22 protein-coding genes and 1 pseudogene are annotated in these 24,754 nt (G+C 56.3%); 9 read left to right on the plus strand and 14 right to left on the minus strand.

The window, feature by feature from the left end:
• Nucleotides 1-244, minus strand: a pseudogene (locus RUA4292_RS24405) (transposase); the annotation flags it as partial.
• A gap of 1,021 nt (nt 245-1,265) precedes the next feature.
• On the opposite strand from RUA4292_RS24405, the gene RUA4292_RS04905 reads away from it, so the two are divergent.
• Nucleotides 1,266-4,058 (plus strand): bifunctional aconitate hydratase 2/2-methylisocitrate dehydratase, encoded by a 2,793-nt coding sequence (locus RUA4292_RS04905; protein WP_058276585.1) that lies wholly within the window; start codon nt 1,266-1,268, stop codon nt 4,056-4,058.
• A gap of 37 nt (nt 4,059-4,095) precedes the next feature.
• Here RUA4292_RS04905 and RUA4292_RS04910 read toward each other — a convergent pair whose 3' ends face one another.
• The 6 genes from RUA4292_RS04910 to RUA4292_RS04935 all read right to left on the minus strand — a co-directional run bounded on the left by RUA4292_RS04910 (nt 4,096) and on the right by RUA4292_RS04935 (nt 10,365).
• The gene (locus RUA4292_RS04910) at nt 4,096-5,028 is read right to left on the minus strand and encodes a hypothetical protein (protein WP_058276586.1); all 933 of its coding nucleotides are present in this window, start codon (nt 5,026-5,028) and stop codon (nt 4,096-4,098) included.
• A gap of 6 nt (nt 5,029-5,034) precedes the next feature.
• Nucleotides 5,035-6,348, minus strand: a complete 1,314-nt coding sequence (locus RUA4292_RS04915) for a TRAP transporter large permease (protein ID WP_058276587.1) — start codon at nt 6,346-6,348, stop codon at nt 5,035-5,037.
• 4 nt (nt 6,349-6,352) lie between these two features.
• Complete coding sequence (locus RUA4292_RS04920; RefSeq protein ID WP_058276588.1) at nt 6,353-6,886, minus strand: TRAP transporter small permease; 534 nt, start codon at nt 6,884-6,886, stop codon at nt 6,353-6,355.
• A 68-nt stretch (nt 6,887-6,954) separates the two neighbouring features.
• Complete coding sequence (locus RUA4292_RS04925; RefSeq protein ID WP_058276589.1) at nt 6,955-7,932, minus strand: TRAP transporter substrate-binding protein; 978 nt, start codon at nt 7,930-7,932, stop codon at nt 6,955-6,957.
• 52 nt (nt 7,933-7,984) lie between these two features.
• Nucleotides 7,985-9,235, minus strand: coding sequence for an NAD(P)/FAD-dependent oxidoreductase (locus RUA4292_RS04930; protein WP_058276590.1), 1,251 nt, complete (start codon nt 9,233-9,235; stop codon nt 7,985-7,987).
• Nucleotides 9,232-10,365 (minus strand): enolase C-terminal domain-like protein, encoded by a 1,134-nt coding sequence (locus RUA4292_RS04935; protein WP_058276591.1) that lies wholly within the window; start codon nt 10,363-10,365, stop codon nt 9,232-9,234. Before RUA4292_RS04935 ends, RUA4292_RS04930 begins: the two co-directional genes overlap by 4 nt.
• A 99-nt stretch (nt 10,366-10,464) precedes the next feature.
• On the opposite strand from RUA4292_RS04935, the gene RUA4292_RS04940 reads away from it, so the two are divergent.
• Entirely contained in the window at nt 10,465-11,385 is a 921-nt protein-coding gene (locus tag RUA4292_RS04940) for a LysR family transcriptional regulator (protein WP_058276592.1), read from the plus strand.
• On the opposite strand, the gene RUA4292_RS04945 is transcribed toward RUA4292_RS04940, so the two are convergent.
• Nucleotides 11,346-13,040 carry a thiamine pyrophosphate-binding protein gene (locus RUA4292_RS04945; protein ID WP_058276593.1) on the minus strand — a complete coding sequence of 565 codons (1,695 nt, stop codon included), beginning with the start codon at nt 13,038-13,040 and terminating at the stop codon, nt 11,346-11,348. The two genes, RUA4292_RS04940 and RUA4292_RS04945, sit on opposite strands and share 40 nt — an antisense overlap.
• Before the next feature lie 108 nt (nt 13,041-13,148).
• On the opposite strand from RUA4292_RS04945, the gene RUA4292_RS04950 reads away from it, so the two are divergent.
• From RUA4292_RS04950 to RUA4292_RS04980, 7 genes are all read left to right on the plus strand, one after another.
• Nucleotides 13,149-13,853 carry a GntR family transcriptional regulator gene (locus tag RUA4292_RS04950; RefSeq protein ID WP_058276594.1) on the plus strand — a complete coding sequence of 235 codons (705 nt, stop codon included), beginning with the start codon at nt 13,149-13,151 and terminating at the stop codon, nt 13,851-13,853.
• On the plus strand, nt 13,850-14,569 hold the full coding sequence (locus RUA4292_RS04955) for an aspartate/glutamate racemase family protein (protein ID WP_058276595.1): 720 nt from the start codon (nt 13,850-13,852) through the stop codon (nt 14,567-14,569). Before RUA4292_RS04950 ends, RUA4292_RS04955 begins: the two co-directional genes overlap by 4 nt.
• Nucleotides 14,570-14,686: 117 nt before the next feature.
• A complete protein-coding gene (gene queC, locus RUA4292_RS04960) occupies nt 14,687-15,385 on the plus strand; it encodes a 7-cyano-7-deazaguanine synthase QueC (protein ID WP_058276596.1) in 699 nt (232 codons plus the stop codon).
• Nucleotides 15,385-15,792, plus strand: a complete 408-nt coding sequence (gene queD / locus RUA4292_RS04965; RefSeq protein WP_058276597.1) for a 6-carboxytetrahydropterin synthase QueD — start codon at nt 15,385-15,387, stop codon at nt 15,790-15,792. Before queC ends, queD begins: the two co-directional genes overlap by 1 nt.
• Nucleotides 15,717-16,436 carry a 7-carboxy-7-deazaguanine synthase QueE gene (gene queE, locus RUA4292_RS04970; protein WP_058276598.1) on the plus strand — a complete coding sequence of 240 codons (720 nt, stop codon included), beginning with the start codon at nt 15,717-15,719 and terminating at the stop codon, nt 16,434-16,436. Before queD ends, queE begins: the two co-directional genes overlap by 76 nt.
• A gap of 16 nt (nt 16,437-16,452) precedes the next feature.
• Nucleotides 16,453-16,917 carry a preQ(1) synthase gene (queF, locus tag RUA4292_RS04975; RefSeq protein ID WP_058276599.1) on the plus strand — a complete coding sequence of 155 codons (465 nt, stop codon included), beginning with the start codon at nt 16,453-16,455 and terminating at the stop codon, nt 16,915-16,917.
• Between the two features lie 223 nt (nt 16,918-17,140).
• Nucleotides 17,141-18,997: an SLC13 family permease gene (locus tag RUA4292_RS04980; RefSeq protein WP_145974878.1), complete on the plus strand. Its 1,857-nt coding sequence runs from the start codon at nt 17,141-17,143 to the stop codon at nt 18,995-18,997.
• A 209-nt stretch (nt 18,998-19,206) separates the two neighbouring features.
• On the opposite strand, the gene RUA4292_RS04985 is transcribed toward RUA4292_RS04980, so the two are convergent.
• The 6 genes from RUA4292_RS04985 to bioB are packed head-to-tail and all read right to left on the minus strand — an operon-like array spanning nt 19,207 to nt 24,589.
• Complete coding sequence (locus RUA4292_RS04985; RefSeq protein ID WP_058276600.1) at nt 19,207-19,965, minus strand: methyltransferase; 759 nt, start codon at nt 19,963-19,965, stop codon at nt 19,207-19,209.
• Nucleotides 19,962-20,582 carry a pimeloyl-ACP methyl esterase BioG family protein gene (locus RUA4292_RS04990; RefSeq protein WP_058276601.1) on the minus strand — a complete coding sequence of 207 codons (621 nt, stop codon included), beginning with the start codon at nt 20,580-20,582 and terminating at the stop codon, nt 19,962-19,964. Before RUA4292_RS04990 ends, RUA4292_RS04985 begins: the two co-directional genes overlap by 4 nt.
• A complete protein-coding gene (bioA, locus tag RUA4292_RS04995) occupies nt 20,579-21,865 on the minus strand; it encodes an adenosylmethionine--8-amino-7-oxononanoate transaminase (RefSeq protein ID WP_058276602.1) in 1,287 nt (428 codons plus the stop codon). The genes RUA4292_RS04990 and bioA overlap by 4 nt, the downstream gene beginning before the upstream one ends.
• Complete coding sequence (bioD, locus tag RUA4292_RS05000) at nt 21,862-22,482, minus strand: dethiobiotin synthase (protein ID WP_058276603.1); 621 nt, start codon at nt 22,480-22,482, stop codon at nt 21,862-21,864. The genes bioA and bioD overlap by 4 nt, the downstream gene beginning before the upstream one ends.
• Nucleotides 22,479-23,612: an 8-amino-7-oxononanoate synthase gene (locus RUA4292_RS05005; protein WP_058276604.1), complete on the minus strand. Its 1,134-nt coding sequence runs from the start codon at nt 23,610-23,612 to the stop codon at nt 22,479-22,481. Before RUA4292_RS05005 ends, bioD begins: the two co-directional genes overlap by 4 nt.
• Nucleotides 23,609-24,589 carry a biotin synthase BioB gene (bioB, locus tag RUA4292_RS05010; protein WP_058276605.1) on the minus strand — a complete coding sequence of 327 codons (981 nt, stop codon included), beginning with the start codon at nt 24,587-24,589 and terminating at the stop codon, nt 23,609-23,611. Before bioB ends, RUA4292_RS05005 begins: the two co-directional genes overlap by 4 nt.
• Nucleotides 24,590-24,754: the final 165 nt, after the last annotated feature.

The raw sequence follows: 24,754 nt of genomic DNA on the forward strand, positions 1-24,754 counted from the left end.
GAGACACGCAGTTTGTGGCGCACATGGTTGATGCAGGCACGGCGACGGGCGGGGCTCAGTAGTTTCCCTTGGCCGCCTCCGTCAGGATCAGTTTGTCCAGGGTAAGATCCGAGACGGCCCTACGAAGACGCTCATTCTCTTTTTGAAGGCGCTTGAGTTCCTTCAATTAATCCGCGCCCATTCCGCCGTACTTTTTCTTCCAGCGATAATAGGTCTGTTCAACAACACCAATCTGCCGGATTGAAGACGGAAAGACGCTTCGGAAGTACCATGGTACAAAGCTGCAAAAGGAGGCAGTCGCGGCACACGGAAATTTAGTCCAAATACTTGCCAAACCAGAGATACTTACCCGTCCGACAATAGCTTGGCTGGTTAATCAGTGTGCGACCCAATTTGGCGAAAAAATCCAGAAACTTGTTCTGGCTCAATGGCTGCAAACGTTGCCCAACTTAAAGACCACTTTGGGCTTTTTGGGGGGATTAAGTCGTGCAGGACAAGGAGGATGAGTACGTTGAATGGCACATGAAAAAACAATGCTGGAAGGCCCATCAAGACTTCGATGGTTAGTAGGCACGTCTAGCAAAAGCACGGCACGCAAAGACCTTCGGACATTGCGTGCCACTATGAACCGGGCATGAAAGAAAAAGTATATTTGCTTCCCGCCAGGTTTCACAATTGAATAAGGAGAGCCTGCTAAGGACACAACAGTTGAATTAATGGGGAAGAGTTAGCTCGCATGATCGCTGCTTGCGAACCAAGACCGATCATGGTCAACGGGAAAGTCATCGACCGGGAAAGAGACCTCCCTCACATTTAAGCCTTCTTGTTATTTGCGCATGCAACTGAGGCACGGAACAAGCTATTCCAATCCTTACATGGGATCAAGTTGCAATCCCCAAAAAGTGCCAGGTGCTGTCGAAGTTGGATTCATATTTGAGTTAGTTTTCCACGTTCTTGCGGCGATTATTTGTTTTCGATCCTCTATAGAAAAGAGCTTCTTGCTGTGTCCGAATTAGCCACAAAGCTTTGTTTTAAGTGCTATCCGCGGATAGGCTATTTCTCCTGCCAGCTCTAATCGTCTTGAAGAAGGTTTCGCCCGGCATTCAGAAATTGAACTGGGTACAGTGATGAAACAAAACCGGTAAATTTCCAAAGCGGTACCTTGAAACCTGGGCGACAATTGTATACCGGTGCATACAAATACGATCAAGCGGGTTGCCCCACGCCTCTCAACAGCAGCAGACTCACACAAAGCGGAAACAGCCATGAGCCAGTATTCAGACTACTTGGATGAAATTGAAACGCGCAAAGAACAAGGGCTTAGCCCGAAACCCATCGACGATGGTGCGCTGGTCGAGGAAATCATCGAACAAATCAAGGATACTGGTCATCCGCATCGCGCAGATTCGCTGCACCACCTGATTTACAACACGTTGCCCGGCACAACCAGTGCTGCGGGTGCGAAGGCAACGTTCCTGAAGTCCATCATCGTCGGCGAGGTAACTGTTGAGGAAATCTCGCCAGAATGCGCGTTCGAACTTCTGTCCCACATGAAGGGCGGACCGTCGGTTGACGTGCTTTTGGATGTTGCATTGGGCGACAAGCAGGACACAGCGGTTCAGGCGGGTGAGGTTCTGAAAACTCAGGTATTCCTGTACGAGGCTGACACAGACCGCCTGAAAGCCGCTTATGAGGCGGGCAACAAGATCGCTGCGGATCTCCTTGAGAGCTACTCCAAAGCCGAATTTTTCACCAAGCTGCCCGACGTGGACGAAGAAATCCAAGTTGTCACATATATTGCAGCCGAGGGTGACATCTCCACTGACCTTCTGTCGCCAGGCAATCAGGCGCATTCGCGTTCCGACCGCGAGCTGCATGGCAAATGCCTGATTTCCGAGGCCGCACAAAAAGAGATTGAAGCGTTGAAGTTGCAGCACCCCGACAAGCGCGTGATGCTGGTTGCGGAAAAAGGCACTATGGGCGTTGGTTCGTCGCGGATGTCGGGGGTCAACAACGTGGCGCTTTGGACCGGCAAGCAAGCCAGCCCGTACGTACCTTTCGTCAATTTTGCACCTGTCGTGGCCGGCACAAACGGCATTTCGCCCATCTTTCTGACAACCGTGGGAGTCACCGGTGGTATCGGTGTCGACCTGAAGAACTGGGTCAAGAAAGTGGACGAGGATGGCAAGGCGATCCTCAACAACGATGGCAACCCGATTCTGGAACAGCGCTATTCGGTTGAGACCGGCAACGTGCTGACCATCAACACGAAAAAGAAAAAGCTCTATAGCGCGGATGGCAGTGAAGAACTGGTCGACATGGCCGGCTCATTCACCCCGCAAAAGATGGAGTTCATGAAAGCCGGCGGCTCTTATGCCATCGTCTTTGGCAAGAAACTGCAGACATTTGCATGTGAGACGTTGGGCATCGAACTGAAGTCGGCCTTCGCCCCTGCGAAGGAAGTCAGCCATGAAGGTCAGGGGCTAACGGCTGTCGAAAAGATCTTTAATGCAAATGCGCGCGGAGCGACCCCGGGCAAAGTGTTACATGCCGGCTCTGACGTGCGCGCCAAAGTCAATATCGTGGGCTCTCAGGACACCACCGGTCTGATGACCAGCCAGGAGCTTGAGGCTATGGCTGCCACCGTCCTGTCACCCAGTGTCGATGGTGCCTATCAGTCCGGCTGTCACACAGCTTCGGTCTGGGACCTCAAGGCGCAAGCCAACACGCCGCGCCTGATGGCGTTCATGCACAAATTCGGCCTGATTACTGCGCGTGATCCCAAGGACGTGTACCACGCGATGACGGACGTCATTCACAAGGTGCTCAACGACATCACCGTGGATGACTGGGCCATCATCATCGGCGGCGACAGCCATACGCGGATGTCCAAAGGCGTGGCCTTTGGCGCGGACTCGGGCACGGTTGCGCTGGCGCTGGCCACGGGTGAGGCGACAATGCCTATCCCGGAATCCGTCAAGGTGACGTTCAAGGGCGAAATGGCACCGCACATGGATTTCCGCGACGTGGTGCACGCGACGCAGGCGCAGATGCTGGCGCAACACGGCGACAACGTATTCCAGGGTCGCATCATCGAAGTGCATATCGGCACGCTGCTGGCGGATCAGGCCTTTACCTTCACCGACTGGACGGCCGAGATGAAGGCCAAGGCGTCGATCTGTATCTCGAACGACGATACGCTGATTGAATCGCTGGAAATCGCCAAGTCGCGGATCAAGATCATGATCGAGAAGGGCATGGACAACGATGTTCAAATGCTGCAGGGCCTGATCGACATCGCCGACAAACGTATCGCCGAAATTCGCTCGGGTGAAAAACCGGCCCTGCGCCCTGATGACAACGCCAAGTACTTTGCCGAAGTCGTTGTGGATCTGGATCAGATCGTCGAACCGATGATCGCCGACCCCGATGTGAACAATGCCGACGTGTCTAAGCGCTATACTCACGACACGATCCGCCCGATCTCATATTATGCGGCCGAAAAGAAGGTTGATCTGGGCTTTGTGGGCTCCTGCATGGTGCACAAGGGTGACATCAAGATCGTGGCCCAGATGTTGCGCAATCTCGAAGACGAGTATGGCAAAGTCGAGTTCAAGGCCCCGCTTGTTGTTGCTGCACCGACGTACAACATCGTTGATGAGCTGAAAGAAGAAGGTGATTGGGCAATTCTGCAGAAGTATTCAGGCTTTGAATTCGATGACCTGTTCCCCAAGCAAACCGCTCGGACCGAGTACGAGAATATCCTCTATCTTGAACGCCCGGGCTGTAACCTTTGCATGGGCAACCAGGAAAAAGCTGCCAAAGGCGACACCGTTCTGGCCACGTCCACCCGTCTGTTCCAAGGCCGTGTTGTAGCGGACAGTGAGACAAAGAAGGGTGAATCCCTTCTGGGTTCAACTCCGGTTGTTGTTCTGTCAGCCATTCTGGGTCGTACGCCGACGCTGGAGGAATATAAGGTTGCGGTCGAAGGCATCGACCTGACCAAATTTGCACCACCGATGGAAGTTCCCGGTACTGCCCGTTCTGTGCATTTCTAGTAAAATAGGGGGCGCGGCGAATGTTGCCGCGCCCGCTTTACCCCAACCTGCCCGAGGCATGGTAAAAAAGGCGCATTACAATGGGGGTCAGGTACATCGGGATCTGATAGGCCCCGATGAACACCAAAAGTGGCGATGTCACCTCGGGTGGTAACGCAATCAGAAAAATCGCGACATTCCGGTTTCCGGCGACAATGGATAAAGCGGTGCCTTTGTCGGCAGCCACTCGATTGCGTGTCAGAAAAAACATCGCCAGTTGCGCGCCGAAATTGGCCAGACATGCGATCCCGACCCAAAAAATTGCAAGACCGGGGTCAACAAGAGCTGTCGAGGTCACTGACGGCATCAAGCCGATCACAAATACGGCGAGTGTGATTGTTGCCAACCCTTCCAGATTTTTTAGCGTCGCTTGGGAAGGGTGTCTCAGAAATGCGAGGCGCAACAACACGGCTGCAACAGTCGCCCCCGAAATTGTCAAAAACAGGCGCAAGACGGCGATCAGAACGGATTGAAAGTCGCCCAGCTCGGGCATCAGAACGAATATGGGAAACACGGTCAACGGCAATACGGCGGTCCCTATCACCATCAGGCGCATGGCGTGTTCTGCCGGATGTCCCATCATCAGGCACATGTTGGCACTTCCCGAGATGGACGGAGCCGCGGCCATGATCAGCAGAGACAAAAAGACCGGCGTACCGGTCCATCCACCGATTATGCCAATAGTCACAACTAGTAGCGGTAAAACCAACTGGAACGCGATCACTGTGTTTGCCACCTGGCGTAAATCGACCAAGGACCCCAACAACAAAGCAGGCTCAATTCTAAGGACCGTCAGAAACAGCAGTAGTGCGACAAGCGGCGGCAATACTGCCCGCATCGGCTCGGCCAGCGCGGGCAGCAGCAATCCGGCGGCCAGCCCTGCGACCAGAACATAAGGACCGTTACGCGCCGCCAGATGAAGTGGGTTCAATGCCCCCTACCCGCCCGGGCTTTGCCTAAGGTTTTCCGGCAGCCATGTGGCCAGTTCCGGGAACCAGATCAAGACGAAGACCATCACCACCATGATCAGAAACATCGGAATTGCCGCGCGGGCGATATAGCTCATCTCATGGTTCGTCATGCCTTGCATCACGAACAGGTTGAAGCCGATCGGTGGTGTGATCTGCGCCATTTCAACGACAACCACGATAAAGATACCGAACCAGATCAAATCGATACCTGCATCCCGGATCATCGGTTCCACCACGGCCATGGTCAAAACAACCGAGGAAATGCCGTCAAGAAAACAGCCCAGAATGATGTAGAAGACCAGCAGGACCATCAAAAGCTCAAACCGCGTCAGCTCCCACCCGGCGATCAGGTCAGCCAGACCGCGCGGCAGGCCCGTAAATCCCATGGACAAAGACAGGAACGCGGCCCCTGCCAGGATCAGAGCGATCATCGCACTGGTCCGGGTGGCGCCCATCAGGCTTTCGGTAAACGTCTTCCAGGTCAGCGACCCCTGCCCTGCGGCCAGCAACAGACCACCGATTACGCCAAACGCTGCAGCTTCGGTCGCGGTGGCATAGCCCAGATACATCGACCCGATCACCACCATGATCAGCAAGATTACAGGCAACAAGAAGCGTGAGTTCCTGAGCTTTTCAGAAAAGCTCAGTTTGTTCTCCCTGTTTGGGTTCCAGTCTTTCCCGAACTTCGAATAAATTGCGACGTATCCCATGAACATCGTCGCAAGCACCAATCCGGGCAGGATGCCTGCAAAGAACAGCTTGGTGATCGATTCATTGATGGTCACGCCATACACGATCAGCGTCAGCGATGGTGGGATCATCAGACCCAGTGTCGCCGCGCCGGTCAGTGTTCCGATGATCATTCGTTCGGGGTAATTGCGCTTACGCAGTTCAGGGATCGACATCTTGCCAACCGTCGTCAGTGTTGCCGCCGACGATCCGGATACGGCGGCAAAGACTGTGCATCCCACGATATTGGTGTGCACCAATCCACCGGGCAAAGGTGCCATCCACGGCGACAGACCTTTGAACATGTCCTCGGATAATCGCGTTCGATACAGGATTTCGCCCATCCAGATGAACATCGGCAGCGCGGTTAGTGTCCATGACGATGAGGCCGACCAGATGGTCGTGATCATCACGTCTCCGACAGGGCGTGTCGTGAAAAGCTCCATCCCGACCCACGCGACGCCCATAAGGGCAAGGCCAACCCAGACACCGGTCCCAAGCAGAGTGAAAAGGACAAAGAGGAAGAGGATGATGACTGATACGTTTTCCATGCTCTCACTCCCCGTGGCTCTGATCGGCCAGATCACGGACGATGCGGTGATCGCCCTTAAATACGACGTGGATCAGATGATCGGTCAGGGCGATTGCAAGGATGACTGCGCCAATCAGCATTGTTGACTGCGGAATCCAAAGCGCGGTTTTATCCTGTCCCTGGCTGACATCGTTGAATTTCCAGCTCCAGTAGACAAAGCGGTAGGCGTACCAGCAAAAGTACCACATCACCGCCGCACCAACTGTGAAGCACCATATTTCAAGGATGCGGCGAAGCCGGTCAGGGACTGCATTCAGCAGGATCGACACACGAATGTGGCTGCCTCGGTTCAGCGCATTGGCAAAGGCCAGAAAGGACGCGGCAGCCATGGCATAGCCCGCATAGTCGGGCGCGCCCGGGAAAACCTCTCCGGTCCAGCGGGCCAGCATTTGCACAACGATCAGCACCAAAATAGCAATCAGGCTAAGTGCAGCCAGAACCCCTGCTGCCTGATAAATGAAATCCAATACGGACCTGAGCCCTCGAAGTGCCGCCATGCTGTCCCCATTATTAGTTATTTTATGGAAACGGGCAGCGGGTTGATCCGCCGCCCATCTTTGGCCAATTACTGAGACGAATTGAACGCATCGACGATGGCCTTGCCTTCGTCGCCTGCGGCCTCAAGCCACTCATTGGTCATGGTGACACCGATCTCTTTCAACTCGTTGGTCATCTGCTCGGACGCCGGACCGACTGTCATGCCTCCATCACGCAAACCTTGCAGGGTAAATCCGGTGTATTCCTTGGCGCGCCAATTGCCGGCATATTCAGCAAGCTCTGCACAGCCCTTGATGACGTTCTTGTTGGCATCAGAAACACCAGCCCAGATGTCTGAGTTGACCATGACGTAGTTGCGTGGCAGCCACGCGTCCACTTCGTAGAAATAATTCAGGCTTTCCCATACTTTGCGGTCATACCCGGTCGAACCCGACGACACCATCGAGTCCGCGACACCAGTGGCAAAGGCCTGGCTGATTTCAGCGGCTTCGATTGTCACAGGCAGCATGCCGGTCAGTTCCGCCAAACGCGACGTGGCATTGTTGTAAGACCGGAACTTGATGCCTTCCATATCGGCGACCGAGTTCACCTCGTCTTTAAAGTACAGTCCTTGCGGCGGCCATGGCACGGCATAAAGCAACGTCAGGTTCTGTTCTGCCAGCAGATTTTCAATCGAAGGTCTTGCGGCCTCCCAAAGCTTGGCGCTGTCATCGAATGACGTTGCCAGGAATGGGATTGAGTCGAACCCAAACAGCGCGTTTTCATTCTGGTGACCGGACAACAGACGCTCGCCAATCGGTGCTTGACCGGTCTGAATGGCACGTTTGATGTCGGCGCCTTTGAACAGCGACCCGGACGGATGCGTGACGATTTCAACCTCGCCCCCGGTGCCTGTGGTCACGCATTTGGCAAATTCGGCACCCGTGGCCGAGTGGAAGTTCGATGCCGAATACGCCATGGGCATATCCCATTTCTCGGCCATCGCCGGTGCGGTTGCTGCGGCTGTCAAAGCGGTTGCCGCCAGAAGGCTTGTCAATATCTTCATCTTTTTCTCCCTGTTTAATTTTGTTTTGCCGGCATGTGTTACCGGACATTTCTTAAGTCGCGTAGCGAGACGGCGCATAGACGCTCATGTCTGCGTTTGGGGTCCTGCCCGCGATCATCTGCGCGAGCAGACGTCCTGTTTTTGGCCCGCCTGTCAGACCGATATGATGGTGGCCAAACCCCATAAATGCTCCGTCAATTCCCGGCACTTCGCCGATTATCGGGATCGAGTCTGCCGGTGCGGGCCGGTGCCCCATCCATTCTACTTCGTCCTTCCATGTCACGCCCGGAAAGGCCGCCCGGGCATTCTTGCGCATCAGTTCGAACGGCGCCCTCGAAGGCGGCGCGTCCAGCCCGCCGAATTCGACAATCCCGGCCAGCCGAATGCGGCCATCCATCGGCGTGGCGACGAACTTGCCCGAAGCAACCATAACCGGACTTTTTGGCATCGCGGAAGGTTCCACCAATTCAAGATGATAACCACGTTCTGTCTCCAGAGGAACAGAAACGCCCAATTTGCTGGCCAAAGGCCCGGACCAGACGCCCGCAGTGACAATGGTAGTGTCACAAGCAATTGTCTCACCAGCGGTCCGCACGCCGGTGACCTTGCCGTTATCGTGTACGACATCTTCAACAGCAGCACGGATGACCCTGCCGCCGTTGGCCTCGACATGTGCGGCGAGGTCTTTCACGTACCGCCCAGGATCGGTGATGTGTCCGTGATCAGAAAGCTTGGCAGCAAACCCGATGTCTTTGCTGTAGATCGGGTCGTAGGCGTGGAATGCGGCCCCCTCTAGTTCTTCCCATTTGAAACCGAGCTTGCGCCGAACACCCCAACCAAAGGCGTCGCCTTTGAAATGCTGGCGGTTTTCGTAGAGGAACAGGTAGTCGGATGGCACAATCCATTTCTCGGCCGCCGTACCCTGAGCCAGGGCCTGATGATCGTTCAGGCTGTCTCCGACTATGGGGGTTAGTGCGGTCGCGATACGTTCGACGTCATCTGCGTTTGCGTGTTTAAGATAGCGCGTCAACCACGGCAACAGCTTGGGTACATAGCCCCATTTCATGAACAAAGGCTGCGACGGGTCAAACAGCATCCTGGGCGCTTTTTTCAAAAGCCCCGGCACCGTGACCGGAATAATCGAGCAAGAGGCCAGCACACCCCCATTGCCATGCGAGGTGCCCTCTCCGGGGCCGGCCTTGTCGATCAGGATGACATCATGTCCGTCACGTTGCAGCCAGACGGCGGTCGAGACACCAACGATACCAGCACCGATAATGGCAATGGTCTTTTTCTCGCTCATGCCGCCACCGCTTTGGAAACAGCATAGTGGTTCAGCTTTGCCTCGTCCGGCTTCCCTCCAAGACCCGGTGTGTCAGGGACTATGACCTGGCCCCTTTTCACCTCGAAAGGCTCCTCAAGAATGTCCTCTGCCAAGAAATAAGCGGCCTGATAAAACTCGCAGCCCAGCGTGATTTCCGGTGTGGCGGCGATCATGTGAGTGCCTGCCAGATGCGCCAGACCTGCCTCGAACATATCTCCGCCATAAGCACTCAGGCCGTGTGCGGCGGCCATGTGAGCGACTGTTTGCCCGCGCACCAGACCTCCGGATTTCATGATTTTGATCGACACACCGTCGCAGATACCCTCACGCGCAGCCCGTTCCATATCCTCGGGGCCAAAAACGCTTTCATCGGCCAGTAGCGGCACATCCGTCATTTGCCGTAGCTTCGCCATCATGCCGTAGTGATGTGCGCGTACCGGTTGTTCGATGAAATCGGGATTGAACGATGCCACGTCCCGTACCTGCGCTGGTGCGTCATCGATTGACAGGCCTTGATTGTAATCCACCCGCACGGAGAACTGCGGAAAATGTTGCGCCAGATGCTCGAGCCGCATGATATCAAAGGCATGGTCCTTGAACCCAGTCTTCAACTTCACGATCCGTACACCGTCGTCCTGCAAACGGGCCAGAAGATCTATATCCTGCGCAAAATCGGGATTAGCGATAGAGCAGCTTAGCGGGATCGCGTCGCGGCATTTCCCTCCCAACAAGGCCCAAACCGGAACGGCGCTGATCCTACCCGTCAAGTCAAGCAATGCTGCTTCCAACGCCGCTTTAGCCTCGGTGCAATGCGCCACCGCATATGCAGCCTGCGCCATGATCGCAGCCCTGTCGGCAACCTTGGCCCCCAACACCAACGGACGGAGGTAGCGATTCAGGGCGGCGTATGTCGCCTCTGGCGTTCCGGTGAATACGGACCAGGGCGAGGCTTCGCCATATCCGTGGCTACCATCCTCGGACGTCAGGCGAAGGACAACGACCTCGCACACGCCTTCGACAGATCCAATGCCGTGGTCCCGGCGGGATGTGACGGGCAGTTCAAGGTGCCACAGGTCGTAGCCGATGATTTTTTGTGACAGATCGACCATTCGTCCTCCCCAACGGTAGGTGGAAGCCTGCCTTGACCTGCGTATCATTTCAAATACTATGTTTTCATAAGTCCATCATAAGAAATGATAGGTTAAGCTATGTCTCTGCGCTTTCGTCAGTTGCAGGCGTTTCACGCCATCATGGAAACAGGCACCGTAACCGGGGCCGCGTCGGTTCTGGGAATCTCGCAACCGGGTATCAGCAATCTGTTGGCCCAGCTGGAACGCGAGGCCCGGTTGCCCTTGTTCGAACGCAACAAAGGACGTCTTTTGCCGACGCCAGAGGCCGAGCTTTTGTATCGAGAGGTCGATACCGTGGTCCGCGGGCTGGATCACGTCGCGCAGGCCGTGTCGGATCTTCAGAACAAACATCCCGGGCAGTTGCAGGTCGCGGCACCCCATTTATTGTCGTTTGGCTTCATGCCGCGGGAGATTGCCCGTTTTGCCAAGTCACGCCCCAATCTATCCGTCAGCTTCCAGTCCCAGTATTCTTCGAAAATACAGGAGTGGGTAACCTCGGGCTTGTTCGAGATCGGCATCGTCGAGATGCCAATACTCCACGATACGCTGAACTATCAGGTCTTCCATTTTGAAACGATGGCTACGTTCCCCGAGGGTAGCCATTTGGCGGCCCATGACGTTCTGACACCTGAGCTGTTGGAGAATGAGCCGTTCATCGTCATGGGCCCCGAGCACCAAACCCATCGTAGGACCCGCGACATTTTTCAGACTGCAGAGCGTACATGGCAGACGCGAATTCACACGCACTTGTCGGAAAACCTGCTGAGCTTTGTCAAACAGGGCATGGGCGTGGCGATGATTGATCCGTTCACAGTGACATTCGATGAAGAGGGCGGATATCAGACCCGCCCTTTCACACCAGCCGTCACTCTTGATCTTGCGATAATCACCGCAAAAGGACGCCCTTTATCAATGATTGCGCAGGAGTTTCTTGCCCAACTGACCCCGTCCATCGCGTCTTACGCCACCCATTCCGACACCGGTGCTGCAGCTTCGTGAAGTTGTTGTGAGTGGATGTCGACCAGTGTCGGGCCATCATGCTCGACAGCCTGTTTCAACACTTTGTGCAGATCGTCCGGGTCTTTCACTATCCACGACTTGACCCCAAACGCCGAAGCAACGGCGGCGTGATCGGTCCGATTGAAATCGACGTTGTAGTAACGCTGCCCAAAGCCTGCATCCTGACCTGCTTTGATCCAACCAAAGACCGAGTTCGAGAATACGATCGAGGTAATCGGCATTTTGTGCCGCACCATCGTTTCAAACTCACCGCAAGTGAAGCCAAACGATCCATCCCCCATAACCGACAATGTCTTGACCGATGGCCGACCTACATGGGCGCCCATGGCCGCACCAAGCGAATACCCCAACGCGCCATGTGCCCGATTGGTGATAAAATGCCGCCCCGGTTTGCGCCAGCGGTAATGGGCGCTGAAGTAAGGGCACGGGGTGCCCGGATCAGCGACAACAATCGCATCATCGTCCAGGATGTCTGCAAGAGCCGCCATTACCGCTTCGGGCCGGATCGGGGTGTCGCGACTGGCCGCAAGCGGAGCGAACGCGGCCAGCTTGGCTTCCCAAGCGGCACGGGCTTGGGCCGCTCCACCAAAACCTGGCAGATCGTGCCGCGTCTCCAGCGACCGCGCCAAAGCCTCAAGCGCCAACCGGGCATCGGCACAAATGGCGACTTCGGTCTGATAATTTGCGCCGATCACCATAGGGTCGCTGTCTATATGGATGATGGTGGGATCCCGCCCGGGGCTGCGCCAGCGTTCGGTCGTGACCGACCCCGCGCGGCATCCGACAAATATGACCACATCGGCCTGATCCACAATGGCGCGCGTGGCCGGAACACCACCGTTCGAGCCAACGACGCCCAAGGCCAGCGGATCCGTTTCGGCAATGGAACCCTGACCGGAAACTGTTGTGGCAACTGGGATATCCAACAGGGTGGCAACACGGTGCAATGCCTCTTCGGCCCCGGACAGAACCGGCCCGCCGCCGCAAACGATGACTGCTGATTTGGCTTTGGCCAGGATATCCGCGGCCGCTTCAATGGCATCCAGATCCGGTCCAGCCCGTTCAGCGGGATAGCTGCGGTGGCGTGCATCTGCCCAAACCTCAGCTGCGTCCACCGGACCTTTCTGCGTATCAAAGGGCAGCGCCAGATGTGTGGCGCCTGGCGTTCCGGTCGTCATTGCACGAAACGCAGCCCGCACCATCGCAGGCAAATGCGAGGCGTCGTCCAGAGACGCATTCCACTTTGCCAACGGCTTGAACAGCGCGGCCTGATCCAACTCAGTCAACGGGTATTTTCCCCGACTTGTCGTCGCCACATCAGAGGTAATCGCCAAAATAGGAACCGAGCTTTCGCTGGCCTCAACCACACCCGGCAGTATGTAGGTCGCCCCGCCTCCGGACGGGCCTTCGCAGACGCCCGGCTTGCCAGTAACGCGCGCGTATCCATCCGCCATATAGGCCGCGTGACGTTCATCACGGGTCAGAATGTGCTGAATACCATGATCCATCCGCGCCAATGCGTCATAGAAGGGCAGCGTTGTATCCCCACACAGGCCGAACATGTGCTTCACGCCATGCGCTTCCAGCATGCGCACCATTGCTTCGGCTCCCGTCAGATAGTTCGTCCCTGTCATGGCTTGGTTCCCTTGATTCTGAACTGCACACAGAGCTGTATACAGTTTTGTATATTGATTTCAAGAACGACCTGTGGCACGCCTTGTAAAACGAAAAAGGCAGTACTTATGGCGGGTCCACGCGTTGACGACATCTATGAACAGGTAAAGGCGATGGCCGTCTCGTTTCGCCTGCGGCCGGGTGATCGATTGAATGAAGTGGCACTATCGAAAGAATTGGGTGTCAGCCGAACCCCGCTGCGCGAAGCTCTAAACCGATTGGTGGCGGAGCGCTTATTCGACTTTCGCCCCGGTCAGGGGTTTTTCTGCCGCCCGCTCGACGCCCAGAGCGTGTTTGATCTGTTCGAATTGCGCCAAATCATCGAATCTGCTGCCGCGCGCAGTGCCTGCAAAAAAGCGTCAGACGCAGACCTTCAATCACTTCGCAATGAGCTTTACGCCACCGGCATCGACATCACCGGCCTGACCGTCGAAGAAGCCGTCAGCAGGGACGAGGCCTTTCATCTGGGCATCGCCAAACTGTCTGGCAACAACGAGCTGGTGCAAACCCTGACCCGTATCAACGAACGCATCCGATACATCCGCTGGGTTTCCATGAGCTTGGATCGGGTTCAACGCTCGAAAGATGAACATAAACGGGTCATGCAGGCCTTGCTGGATCGCGACGCGGACGAGGCCGCGCGCGTACTGGGTGCCCATATTTCGAAGCGTATGGATCAGGTGCAGGACGCCGTGCGCCACGGGATATCCAGCATCTACATGGAAGGGTCCGAAGACATCTCGGCCCGCATTATCGAGGAGGCGCACGGATGATCGCCCAAGGTGGAAAATCCATTTACGGAGCGTCGGTGGGCATACTGATGCTGGACGCCCAATTCCCACGCATCCCCGGTGATATGGGAAATGCGCTGACATGGCCTTTTCCGGTGCTCTATCGCATTGTTCGGAATGCCTCGCCGGACCTGGTCGTTCGGCACCGGGCTGAGGGCATGTTGGACGCGTTCATTGATGCCGCGCGAGAACTGGTCAAGGACGGCGCGGATGGCATTACCACCAATTGCGGGTTTCTGTCCCTGTTTCAGAAAGAGCTATCCGAGGCTGTGCCAGTTCCGGTTGTGACCTCATCTTTGATGCAGGTGCAGATGGTAAATCGAGTTCTTCCCGCCGGGAAGCGCGCCGGAATTCTGACCATATCGGCATCCACACTGACCAAAGATCACCTGCAAAGCGCTCAGGTTCCGGACGGTACACCCATCGGCACCACCGAAGGCGGGCGCGAATTCACACGCGCGATACTGGGGAACGAACTTAGCCTGGAGGTCGACAAGGCGCGTGCAGACAACGTCGATGCAGCGCTCGCGTTGCAGTCTCAAAACCCTGACCTCGGCTCAATTGTTCTGGAATGCACGAACATGTGCCCTTACGCGGCAGATATTCAGCGCGCCACAGGATTGCCCGTCTTTTCCATCGTGACATTGGTCAGTTGGTTTCAGGCCGGGCTTTTGCCGCCGCGCTTCCCCGATCCTTAGGAGGCACAACGGCCGTTCGATTCCACCAATTCGTGCATTGCGCTTACCGGAAAAAGACCGGAAGCGTCCCGCCCGCCGGTCGCAGCCTACCCGGTTATCAAAACAAGGACTGAAAACATGAAAACTACATTGGTCTGCTCCGGCGGACTGGATTCCGTGTCGCTTGCGCATGTGCTGGCCGCGGAAGGAAACCTGTCACGGCTTGTGTCTTTCGACTATGGCCAGCGCCACACCAAAGAGCTGACTTTCGCGGCCCTCTGTTCAGAGCGGCTGAGCGTGCCTCATCACGTGATTGACTTGCGTTCTGTCGGCGCGTCGCTAACAGGCTCGGCCTTGACCGACGATGTGGACGTGCCTGACGGGCATTACGCGGAAGAAACGATGAAGGTCACGGTTGTCCCCAACCGCAATGCGATCATGCTGACCATCGCTTATGGCGTGGCAGCAGCGCAGGGTGACAACGCAGTCGCGACAGCTGTGCATGGCGGCGACCATTTCATCTATCCCGATTGTCGTCCGGCATTCACAGATGCGTTTGACACCATGCAGCGCGCCGCGTTGGACGGCTACGCGGATGTGGCGCTGCATGTGCCATTCGTGCACCGCAGCAAAGCCGATATTGTCCGCGAAGGCGCGCGCGTGGATACCCCGTTCGATCAGACGTGGTCCTGTTACAAGGGCGGCGACGTGCATTGTGGCCGTTGCGGAACATGCGTTGAACGGCGCGAGGCGTTTGATCTGGCCGGTGTGCCGGACCCAACGCAATACGAAGACGCCGAATTCTGGAAGTCGACCATCGCGAGGGCACAGGCCTGATGTACCGGATCAACAAAGAGTTCCACTTTTCCGCCTCGCACCAGCTGACCCACCTGCCCGAAGATCATCAGTGTGCCCGGATGCACGGTCACAACTATGTCGTCGTGGTCGAATTGGCCCAGCGTGAGTTGAACGCGGATGGGTTCGTGCGGGATTACCACGAGCTGAAACCGCTTAAGACCTATATCGACGATGAATTCGACCACCGGCATCTGAACAATGTGCTGAACGTCGTATCGACCGCAGAGAACCTTGCGCGGCATTTCTTTGACTGGTGCGCGGCCCGCTGGCCCGAAACCGCTGCGGTGAAAGTGTCCGAGACGCCCAAGACATGGGCCGAGTATCGCCCACGACCCTTAGAATATCCGAAATATTTGGCCCCACGGTACAGGGCGAAGGCGCGCTGATCGGTCAGCCGACGGTATTTGTACGCTCGGGCGGGTGCGATTTCCAGTGCAGCTGGTGCGACAGCCTCCATGCGGTCGACAGCGCCTATCGCCACGATTGGGCAGCAATGGAAACGCAGGCCGTCTGGTCTGAGGTTCAGCGTTTGTCAGGCGGGCGGCCACTGACCGTGTCTCTGTCTGGCGGAAATCCCGCCATTCAGGATTTTGGCCCGCTGATCTGGCAGGGCAAAGCGGAAGGCTATGCCTTTGTATGCGAAACCCAAGGGTCAATCGCAAAGCCGTGGTTTTCCGACCTTGCTATGCTTGTTCTCAGCCCGAACCCCCCCAGCAGTGGTGAGAATATGGATTGGACGGCGTTTGGCGCCTGCCTCAACGTGCGCCCCGCGCAAACTGTCCTCAAGATCGTGATCTTTGACGACATGGATTTTAACTGGGCACGCAGCGTAGCTGACCGGTATCCGGACCTTCCGCTGTATCTTCAACCCGGTAACCCGGAAGCCGATCCGGCCAGCCCGGTTGATTTGAACAATGCCACCAGCCGTATGGAATGGTTGATCGACAAGACTTTGAATGCCGGTTGGTTCGCGCCTCGCATTCTACCCCAGCTACATGTGCTGATCTGGGGCAACAAACGCGGCGTCTGACTGCAGGAGAGATAACATGACCGAAAGTATCTACAGTAACCTCACCCAGTTGGGCGGAGACACCAAAATGCCAGCCAGCCCGGAAGAGGCGGTTCTGGAACGCGTGCAGAACCCGCAGGCTGATGTGGACTACAACGTGCGCTTTACCGCGCCCGAGTTCACCTCGCTTTGCCCAATGACGGGCCAACCGGATTTTGCCCATCTGGTGATAGATTACGTGCCCGATCAGTGGTTGGTGGAAAGCAAGGCGCTCAAGTTGTTTCTGGGCTCGTTCCGCAATCATGGCGCCTTTCACGAAGATTGCACCATCTCGATTGCCCGCCGGCTGCAGGAGTTTCTGGAGCCAAGGTGGCTCCGTATCGGAGGCTATTGGTATCCGCGTGGGGGCATTCCGATCGACGTGTTCTGGCAAACTGGCCCAATGCCCGAAGGCGTCTGGATCCCGGATCAGGGTGTGCCGCCTTACCGTGGGCGTGGTTGACCACGATGACTTGAGAGGCGTGAAGGCCCCTGCCTGACAAGCAATCAAAGGGGCCCCCGCACCGGTTGAAACGTGGCGTTTAGGCAGTGGTGGTAATTTTGTTTCGCCCGAGCTTGCGGTTTTGAAACATCATGACAATCCAACATTGATGGGTTAGATGTTTCCTTAATGTAAGAACAAATTCCTGGTGACGATTGTGGAACAGGTGGCCTTCAATTTTGAGATGGGTGTAGTTTGCGCGCTTCTTGCCTTCACCGTATTTCTCTTTGTATCCGAAATCGTCAGAATTGACCTTTCTGCCATACTTGTTCTGGTCCTTATCGGCCTTCTCAGCTACGCGCCCGGGCTCGAGAAACTTGCGGACGTGCCTCACCTGTTTGATGGATTTGCATCCAATGCGGTGATTTCCATTATCGCGGTCATGATCGTCGGCGCGGGCCTCGACAAGACGGGCATAATGAACAAAGTCGCCGCTGTTATTCTGAAATATGGCGGTACGTCCGAAAAACGCGTACTGCCGATTATTTCGGGCACTGTTGGGGTCATTTCCTCGTTCATGCAGAACGTTGGGGCCGCTGCGCTGTTTCTTCCGGTCGTCAGCCGAATATCTTCCCGATCAGGCATCCCGTTGTCGCGCTTGCTGATGCCCATGGGGTTCTGCGCCATCCTTGGCGGCACAATGACTATGGTCGGATCTTCGCCTCTTATATTGCTGAACGATCTGATCCAATCGGCCAACAACAGTTTGCCCGAAGGTCAGAAAATGGAGCAGTTTGGCCTGTTCTCTGTGACGCCGATCGGGATTGTTCTGATCCTAACCGGCATTGCCTACTTTCTGCTGCTGGGTCGGTGGGTTTTGCCGGGTGATGAGGGATCGGAAAACACCGGAACCGGACAGGGAACGCAGGAGTATCTGCAACGTGTCTACGGCCTGAAAGCCGATGTTTTCGAAGTAATCGTTCCAGCCGAAAGCCCTTTGGTCGGGCAGATTTTGGCCGACATAAACCACGAAAACCACCTGTACATCATTTCGACATTCTATCGCGGAAAAACCTCAATGGTTCAGGTCCTGACGGCCGAAATTGCCGCGCCTTGCCGATTGGCGATCATTGGTCGGCGCTGGGTTGTAGAGGAGTTCGCGCAGAAATACGGGCTGACCGTGCTGCCGGCGTTGGACATCTTTGTTGAAGAGTTCGCTCCAACCAATGCCGGTATCGCCGAAGTCGTTGTGACACCGGACAGCAAGCTGATTGGGAAATGCCCACGCGAGCTATTGTTCCGCAAAACATATGGCATGTCGTTGCTTGCCATTCATCGCGGCGAGGAAACGCTAAGCCATGTTGAATCCGAAACGCACGAGTCCACTCAAATCGGGCTTGAGGAGTTTCACGCAGGCGACATGCTTGTGGCCCATACACGGTGGGACAACCTGATGCGGATCAAGCGCGATCCCGATTTTGTGGTCGTCACCACCGACTTCCCACAAGACGAACTGCGCCCGCAAAAGGTCGGTTGGGCGCTGGCGTTTTTCGCTGTTTCCTTGTCGATGATCCTGTTCACCGACATTCGGCTCTCGCTCTGTCTGTTAACTGGAGCCGCGGGAATGATGCTGACACGTGTGTTGAGTGTCGATGAAGCCTACCGTGCGGTCGGATGGAATACTGTTTTTCTGCTCGCATGCCTTATTCCACTGGGTCAGGCGGTACAGAACACCGGCACGGCTGCGTGGATTGCACAACAGATCATGGTCATTCTGGACGGCTGGCCGATCTGGTCACTTCAGGCCGGCGTTGCGATTTTGGCCACGGCGTTTTCATTGGTGATGTCCAACGTCGGGGCCACTGTTCTGCTTGTGCCATTGGCCGTTTCCATAGCGGTGGCAGCTGGCGGAAATCCGGCCGTATTTGCCCTGACGGTTGCCATATCAACATCGAACAGCTTCATAATCCCGACCCATCAGGTAAACGCCCTGATCATGGGTCCTGCAGGGTATAAAGTCATGGACTTTGTCCGCTCAGGGGGGGTCATGACGATCCTGTTTCTTGTTGTTTCGCTACTCATGCTCAATTTGCTGTACTGACCGCCTCGGCAAGCAGGAATGGGTCCATGATTGCAAAGCCTTACAGATGTAAACTATCGCTCGCTGAATGCGCGTTCCATTGTCATCTGCACCGGCTTCAACAGGTAGGAAAGCAGCGTCTATTGGCCGAAGCGGTACTGACCAACCCGGGCTCTGAGATCTCGTGTATCCAAACCGAAGCCTATGAGCGCATTGATTGGTAGCGGCACTCAGCCATGTTTGCGGGCCACGATCCACGTCGGGTTATATGTCAGGGTCACGCCATCATCGTCACCAAAGTGTCGGACATATTGTTCCGTGAATTGGGCAAGACTGGTTTTGGTCCAGACCTTCTGCGCGCGCCCGTTGACCCCAGTTCTTCGAAGGTGATTGAGAACGCCTCGGGGCGTATCAAAGTGCAGTGCAGAAATGTTTTCGCCGCAACTGATAATCTCCAACTGACCTTCGACTGCCGCGGCCAAATCTTCAGATCGGCACAAGCCCGGCGCTTTGGCAGTGGAACCGACTTTCACCAGTTCCCGGTACTGTTCCGGTCCAAAGCCTGAAACCGCCAACCACCCACCAGGAGCCAATGCTTTCGCTGCGCGCTGCAGAAAGGTTGCAGGGTCATGCAACCATTGGACCATAGACGCTGACGTGATTAGCTTTGGCTGAAACGGCCATTCGACGATTTTGGCGTCGCCGCACAAAAAATCCGCACCGACGGCCGTTGCGGTCTCAGCTGCTTCGGGCGACAGGTCATTGACCGTCAACTGACCAATATCGAATGCGCTACATACCCGATGCGTGAGGTGGCCTGTGCCACACCCAAATTCCAATCCGGTCGCGAATCGATGCGGTGCGCCGCCGGCCCGCATCTCATGGACCAGCCGATCCGCGATTTTGGCCTGCTGGCTGGCCGAGCTGTGATAGCTGCGGAAACTGCGGCTGAAACTGCGCTGGATGCGGTCCGCGATCTGCACGTTCATGAGATCCACTCCTGCCAGTTCTGGCTGTCGCGAAACGGAACATGCGGGGTGGCAATACCACGCACGGCAGATTGTTGGTGCGCCCATGCCGCCTCTTGCGCGGGGGTCGGGATAATACGGTCCCGCTGGGGGATCCAAATCCGGTCAAACGCCACTTCGGGTGCGCCACCACGGTCGATCACGGCGTGAAGCTCTGCCTGCGCAGCCTCCAGATCAATTTCAGGAACCGGCCCGTTCAATCCGGCACGGCGACAGAACTTTGAGAAACTGGCTGCGGTCAGGTTTTCCGCCGTGGCGCGGATCATATCCGGTGCGATTCCACGCTCGGGGTCAGCCGGACATAGCGTGCCACTGACAGCAATCAGCCGATCGGGACGAAACCCAGTTTGCGCCAGCCAGTGGCCCGCAGATGCGACGCCAAAAGAAAAGGCAATCAAATTGACGCGGTCATATTGCGCAATATCAGGCAGAGGATCGTCAAAGTGGCGGAAGTCGTCGACGAATAGCACATCACCGCGCCCTGAAAGCCCAGCAAAAGGCGCAGCCCCCAGCGCCCAACCGCCAAAAACCAGAATCAACTCGTCCGTTCCCGAACGCGATAACCACTGCTGTTTCATGGTATGCCTTTGACGAGCGAGATCATGGCCGATGTTACACGGCTCAATTCATTCGCAGAGATGATGTAAGGCGGCATGCAATAGATGTTGCGGGCAAACGGGCGCAACCAAACGCCGGTATCGGGTGCCAGCGCATGCGCAACCGCAGGATCAACCCATTGCTCCATTTCGATGACCCCAATCGCGCCAAGCACGCGCACATCGGCAACGCCTGGCAATTCACGTGCCGGGGCAAGCTCTTGCTTCATCTGGTCGGCGATCGCGTGCACTTCGGCGCGCCAATCTCTGACCGATAATTGTTCCAGACTGGCCACCGCGGCAGAACAGGCCAGCGGGTTGGCCATATAGGTCGGGCCGTGCATCAAAACGCTGGCTTCGCTTTCCCCAATTCTACGCGCGACATCTTGGGTCGTGGCGGTCGCGGCCAGAGTAATATGGCCGCCAGTCAAAGCTTTGCCCAAACAGATGATGTCCGGAACCACTTCGGCGTGGTTCATCGCGAACAGTTCGCCCGTGCGACCAAACCCGGTTGCGATTTCGTCAAAAATCACAAGAATTCCGTGTGCATTACACAGGTCTTGCGCGCCTTTTTGCCACTTGGGGTGATAGAAGTACATACCACCCGCGCCCTGCACCACTGGCTCAAGGATCAGGGCCGCGATCTGATCGGCCTTGGTTTCCAGCAGCTCTTCCAAAGCATCCAGCCCATTCAGGGTTGGATCATCCGTCCATTCCTGATCAAACGATATCGGCGGGCGTGGCAGGAAATGTTGGATCGACAGCGCGCCGCTAAACAGCCCATGCATCCCATTCTCGGGGTCGCAGACGCTCATCGCTTTCCATGTGTCCCCGTGATATCCGCCGCGAATGGTCGCAAACTGCGTGCGCCCCGTGTGACCCTGCGCCATCTGAGACTGTACGGCCATTTTCAAGGCAACTTCAATCGCGACCGATCCGCTGTCGCTGAAGAAAATGCGATCCAGCCCGTCAGGCAACAGCTCGACCAGCTTGCGGCCCAGGTCAATTGCGGGTCGATGCGTCAGGCCACCGAACATGACATGGGGCATTTGCCGCAGCTGTTCCTGCATCGCAGCAGTAATGGCCGGATGACGATGCCCGTGCACCGCACACCACCACGACGACATTGCGTCGATCATCCGAGTACCGTTTTCCCGGGTCAGCCATACCCCTTCGGCTTCGGTGATCAGATGCATCGGACCGGGGTTCAGAACATTCGTATAGGGATGCCAAAGGTGGCGGGCATCAAACTCCAGAGCGGTCACAGAGCCCTCCGAATTGTTGCTGTGTCAATCGCATCGAAAGCATCCGACAGCGTTTCTCGCGACAGGGTTTCAAGATACGGCAAGCGTCCCAAATGGGTAACCTGACACATCTCGGCGATGGTCTGTTCAACCTCTGGCTCAGCGTCGCCTACAAACGCTACGCCCAAAACGTTGCAACCTGCACCCCGCAAGGCCATCAGGGACAGGCTTGTGTGATTGATCGTCCCCAACGCGGTCCGGGCCACCAGAACCACGGGTGCCTGCCACCCCGAGATGACATCAAGGAAAAAGGTCTTGCGGTTCAGCGGCACCATGATCCCGCCTGCCCCCTCGACGACCAAGGGGCCGTTGATCTGCGGCAGCGCAAGCCGATCCGGCGAAATCTCGACGCCCATGTCTTCGGCTGACAAATGGGGTGAAGCTGGCATGTTCAGGCGATAGGCTTCCGGCAAAATTTCGGCACCGGAAAGCGCCGCGACGGTTTCTGTGTCCGTTGCATCCTCCAGCCCGGATTGCACCGGCTTCCAATAGGTTGCGCCAAGCGTGGCTGTCAGGCCGGCAGCAAAAACCGTTTTCCCAACACCAGTGTCGGTGCCCGTGACGATAACAGCGCTCATGCCGCCTCCGCCTGTTGATGCGCCAGTGTTTCGAACAGAGCACTTATGTCATCCTTGTCCACGTTGCCGGTGATCGAGACGCGCAGGCGTGACGTGCCCCGTGGCACGGTCGGCGGCCGGATACCACGGACATCAAAACCTTGGGCCTGTAACGTTGCGGCCATTTCCATGGTTTTGGCGTCATCGCCCAGAACAATGGGGATAATCTGGCTGTTCAGCGCCTCTTGTGGTATTCCGATCTGACGTGCAACGGCATGCGCGTGGCGGATGCGGGACAGGGCGTTCAAGCCCAGCGAAGCATCTGTTTGAAGATCCTGCAGAACCGCGCGAACAAGGGCCGCGTTGAACGGTGATGGGGCCGTGGCAAAGATAAACGGGCGGGCGCGGTTGATCAGTGTTTCGATCATCACCCGAGGGCCGCAAATCAATCCGCCCGAAACCCCCAACCCTTTGCCGCATGTGTGCAAAGTTAGCAACTCAGCCTTGAGACCATGCGCCAGACCTTTACCGTTCGGGCCAAATACTCCGGTCGCATGAGCCTCATCCACGACCAATATGGCACCGTGTTCGCAGGCCAGATCAGACAACGCGGACAAGGGCGCAATGTCGCCTTCCATGGAATAGATGCTTTCTACGGCGATCCAGATTTGGCCAGACCCGCCTTCTGCCACCCACGCCTCAATGGCCAGACGCGCTGCGGTCACGTCATTATGAGCAAAGGCACGAGTTTGGCCGCGTCCCACCCGCATGCCTTCATGCGCGCTTGCATGAACCAAAGCATCGTAAAGGATCAGATCTTCGGCTGCAGGAAGGGTCGAGAAAATCGCATGATTGGCCTGAAAACCTCCGCCCATGAACAAAGCAGCCTCAGCATCAAAAAAGGCGGCGGCCTCGTGTTCAAGCGCTTCATGTTCGGGATGATTGCCCCGCAACAGACGGGAGCCACTGGACCCAAGCGGCACGCCCTGCGCCAATGCCGTTTGCGCGGCATCGCGCAGGAATGACGATTGCGCCAATCCGAGGTAATCATTGGACGCAAAATCCAGACCGCGCGGCTGCGCCAACACCCGGCGGCGGTTCCGGGTGTCCAACAGTTCAAGCATCGAGTTCAACCGACTCAGTGCTTTCATTCAGCAGCATCCAAACAGGATTTTTCAACCGACGTTTCTGACTGTAACCCAAGCTTGGCAAACAATATGGCATCAGTGTCTTCTTCGGGGTTTTCTGCCGTCAAAAGCGTTTCACCAACAAAGATCGAGTTAGCACCGGCGAAGAAGCACATGGCTTGCAATTCCTCACTCATATCGCTGCGCCCGGCGGAAAGCCGTACATAAGACTGTGGCATCATGATCCGCGCTACGGCTATGACCCTTACAAAGTCGATCGGATCGATCGGCTTTGCGTCTGCTAAAGGTGTGTCTTCCTGCGGCATCAACATGTTGATCGGCACAGAATCCGGGGCAGGGTTCATGTTGGCCAAGGTGACCAGCATATCGACACGGTCCTGAACCTCTTCGCCCATTCCGAGGATACCGCCGGAACAGACCTTGATACCCGCTTCCTGCACGCGGTTCATCGTGTCAATGCGGTCCGCAAAGGTGCGCGTGGTGATGACTTCGGGATAGTACCGCTCGGACGTGTCGATGTTGTGGTTGTAATAGTCCAGCCCGGCATCACGCAAACGGATCACCTGATTATCGTCCAGCATGCCAAGGGTCATGCAGGTTTCCATCCCCATCTCGCGCACACCTTCGACCATTGCAACAAGCGCATCCATGTCGCGGTCCTTGGGTTCGCGCCATGCGGCACCCATGCAGAAACGGGTTGCCCCGCCGTCGCGGGCCTTGCGGGCTTCGGTCAGAACGCGCTGAACCTCAATCAGTTTCGAGGCCGACAGCTTTGATCCGTTCCGTGCTGATTGCGAGCAATAGGCGCAATCTTCGGCACAGCCACCTGTTTTGATCGACAGCAGTTTCGACGTCTGGACCTTGTTGGGATCAAAGTTCTCCCGGTGCACTGTCTGCGCGCGAAACAGCAAATCCATCAGCGGAAGGTCATACAGAGCTTGAGCAGCGTCGCGGGACCATATCGGGCTGGTGTTTTTCATTTTATAGATACTTTTAGAGAACTCTCATGGCTACGCACTCTTTTATAGATAAAGATCGTTGTCACAACCAGATTCTACCATCTGCGTCACTCCGGCGGAAAAACGCGGATGCTTGCAATGGTCCGCTGGCCAACGCCGCTTTAGCAAACGATGCAGAACATTCTA

The sequence above is a fragment of the Ruegeria atlantica genome (assembly GCF_001458195.1).
In the GTDB taxonomy this organism is placed as follows: Bacteria; Pseudomonadota; Alphaproteobacteria; order Rhodobacterales; family Rhodobacteraceae; genus Ruegeria; species Ruegeria atlantica.

What these genes read in the sequence shown, in the direction of transcription:
- RUA4292_RS04905 (WP_058276585.1), top strand. Translation starts at nt 1,266, where the DNA reads ATGAGCCAGTATTCAGACTACTTGGATGAAATTGAAACGCGCAAAGAA.
- RUA4292_RS04915 (WP_058276587.1), bottom strand. Translation starts at nt 6,348, where the DNA reads ATGGAAAACGTATCAGTCATCATCCTCTTCCTCTTTGTCCTTTTCACT.
- RUA4292_RS04920 (WP_058276588.1), bottom strand. Translation starts at nt 6,886, where the DNA reads ATGGCGGCACTTCGAGGGCTCAGGTCCGTATTGGATTTCATTTATCAG.
- RUA4292_RS04925 (WP_058276589.1), bottom strand. Translation starts at nt 7,932, where the DNA reads ATGAAGATATTGACAAGCCTTCTGGCGGCAACCGCTTTGACAGCCGCA.
- RUA4292_RS04930 (WP_058276590.1), bottom strand. Translation starts at nt 9,235, where the DNA reads ATGAGCGAGAAAAAGACCATTGCCATTATCGGTGCTGGTATCGTTGGT.
- RUA4292_RS04935 (WP_058276591.1), bottom strand. Translation starts at nt 10,365, where the DNA reads ATGGTCGATCTGTCACAAAAAATCATCGGCTACGACCTGTGGCACCTT.
- RUA4292_RS04940 (WP_058276592.1), top strand. Translation starts at nt 10,465, where the DNA reads ATGTCTCTGCGCTTTCGTCAGTTGCAGGCGTTTCACGCCATCATGGAA.
- RUA4292_RS04945 (WP_058276593.1), bottom strand. Translation starts at nt 13,040, where the DNA reads ATGACAGGGACGAACTATCTGACGGGAGCCGAAGCAATGGTGCGCATG.
- RUA4292_RS04950 (WP_058276594.1), top strand. Translation starts at nt 13,149, where the DNA reads ATGGCGGGTCCACGCGTTGACGACATCTATGAACAGGTAAAGGCGATG.
- RUA4292_RS04955 (WP_058276595.1), top strand. Translation starts at nt 13,850, where the DNA reads ATGATCGCCCAAGGTGGAAAATCCATTTACGGAGCGTCGGTGGGCATA.
- queC (WP_058276596.1), top strand. Translation starts at nt 14,687, where the DNA reads ATGAAAACTACATTGGTCTGCTCCGGCGGACTGGATTCCGTGTCGCTT.
- queD (WP_058276597.1), top strand. Translation starts at nt 15,385, where the DNA reads ATGTACCGGATCAACAAAGAGTTCCACTTTTCCGCCTCGCACCAGCTG.
- queE (WP_058276598.1), top strand. Translation starts at nt 15,717, where the DNA reads ATGGGCCGAGTATCGCCCACGACCCTTAGAATATCCGAAATATTTGGC.
- queF (WP_058276599.1), top strand. Translation starts at nt 16,453, where the DNA reads ATGACCGAAAGTATCTACAGTAACCTCACCCAGTTGGGCGGAGACACC.
- RUA4292_RS04980 (WP_145974878.1), top strand. Translation starts at nt 17,141, where the DNA reads ATGGGTGTAGTTTGCGCGCTTCTTGCCTTCACCGTATTTCTCTTTGTA.
- RUA4292_RS04985 (WP_058276600.1), bottom strand. Translation starts at nt 19,965, where the DNA reads ATGAACGTGCAGATCGCGGACCGCATCCAGCGCAGTTTCAGCCGCAGT.
- RUA4292_RS04990 (WP_058276601.1), bottom strand. Translation starts at nt 20,582, where the DNA reads ATGAAACAGCAGTGGTTATCGCGTTCGGGAACGGACGAGTTGATTCTG.
- bioD (WP_058276603.1), bottom strand. Translation starts at nt 22,482, where the DNA reads ATGAGCGCTGTTATCGTCACGGGCACCGACACTGGTGTTGGGAAAACG.
- RUA4292_RS05005 (WP_058276604.1), bottom strand. Translation starts at nt 23,612, where the DNA reads ATGAAAGCACTGAGTCGGTTGAACTCGATGCTTGAACTGTTGGACACC.
- bioB (WP_058276605.1), bottom strand. Translation starts at nt 24,589, where the DNA reads ATGAAAAACACCAGCCCGATATGGTCCCGCGACGCTGCTCAAGCTCTG.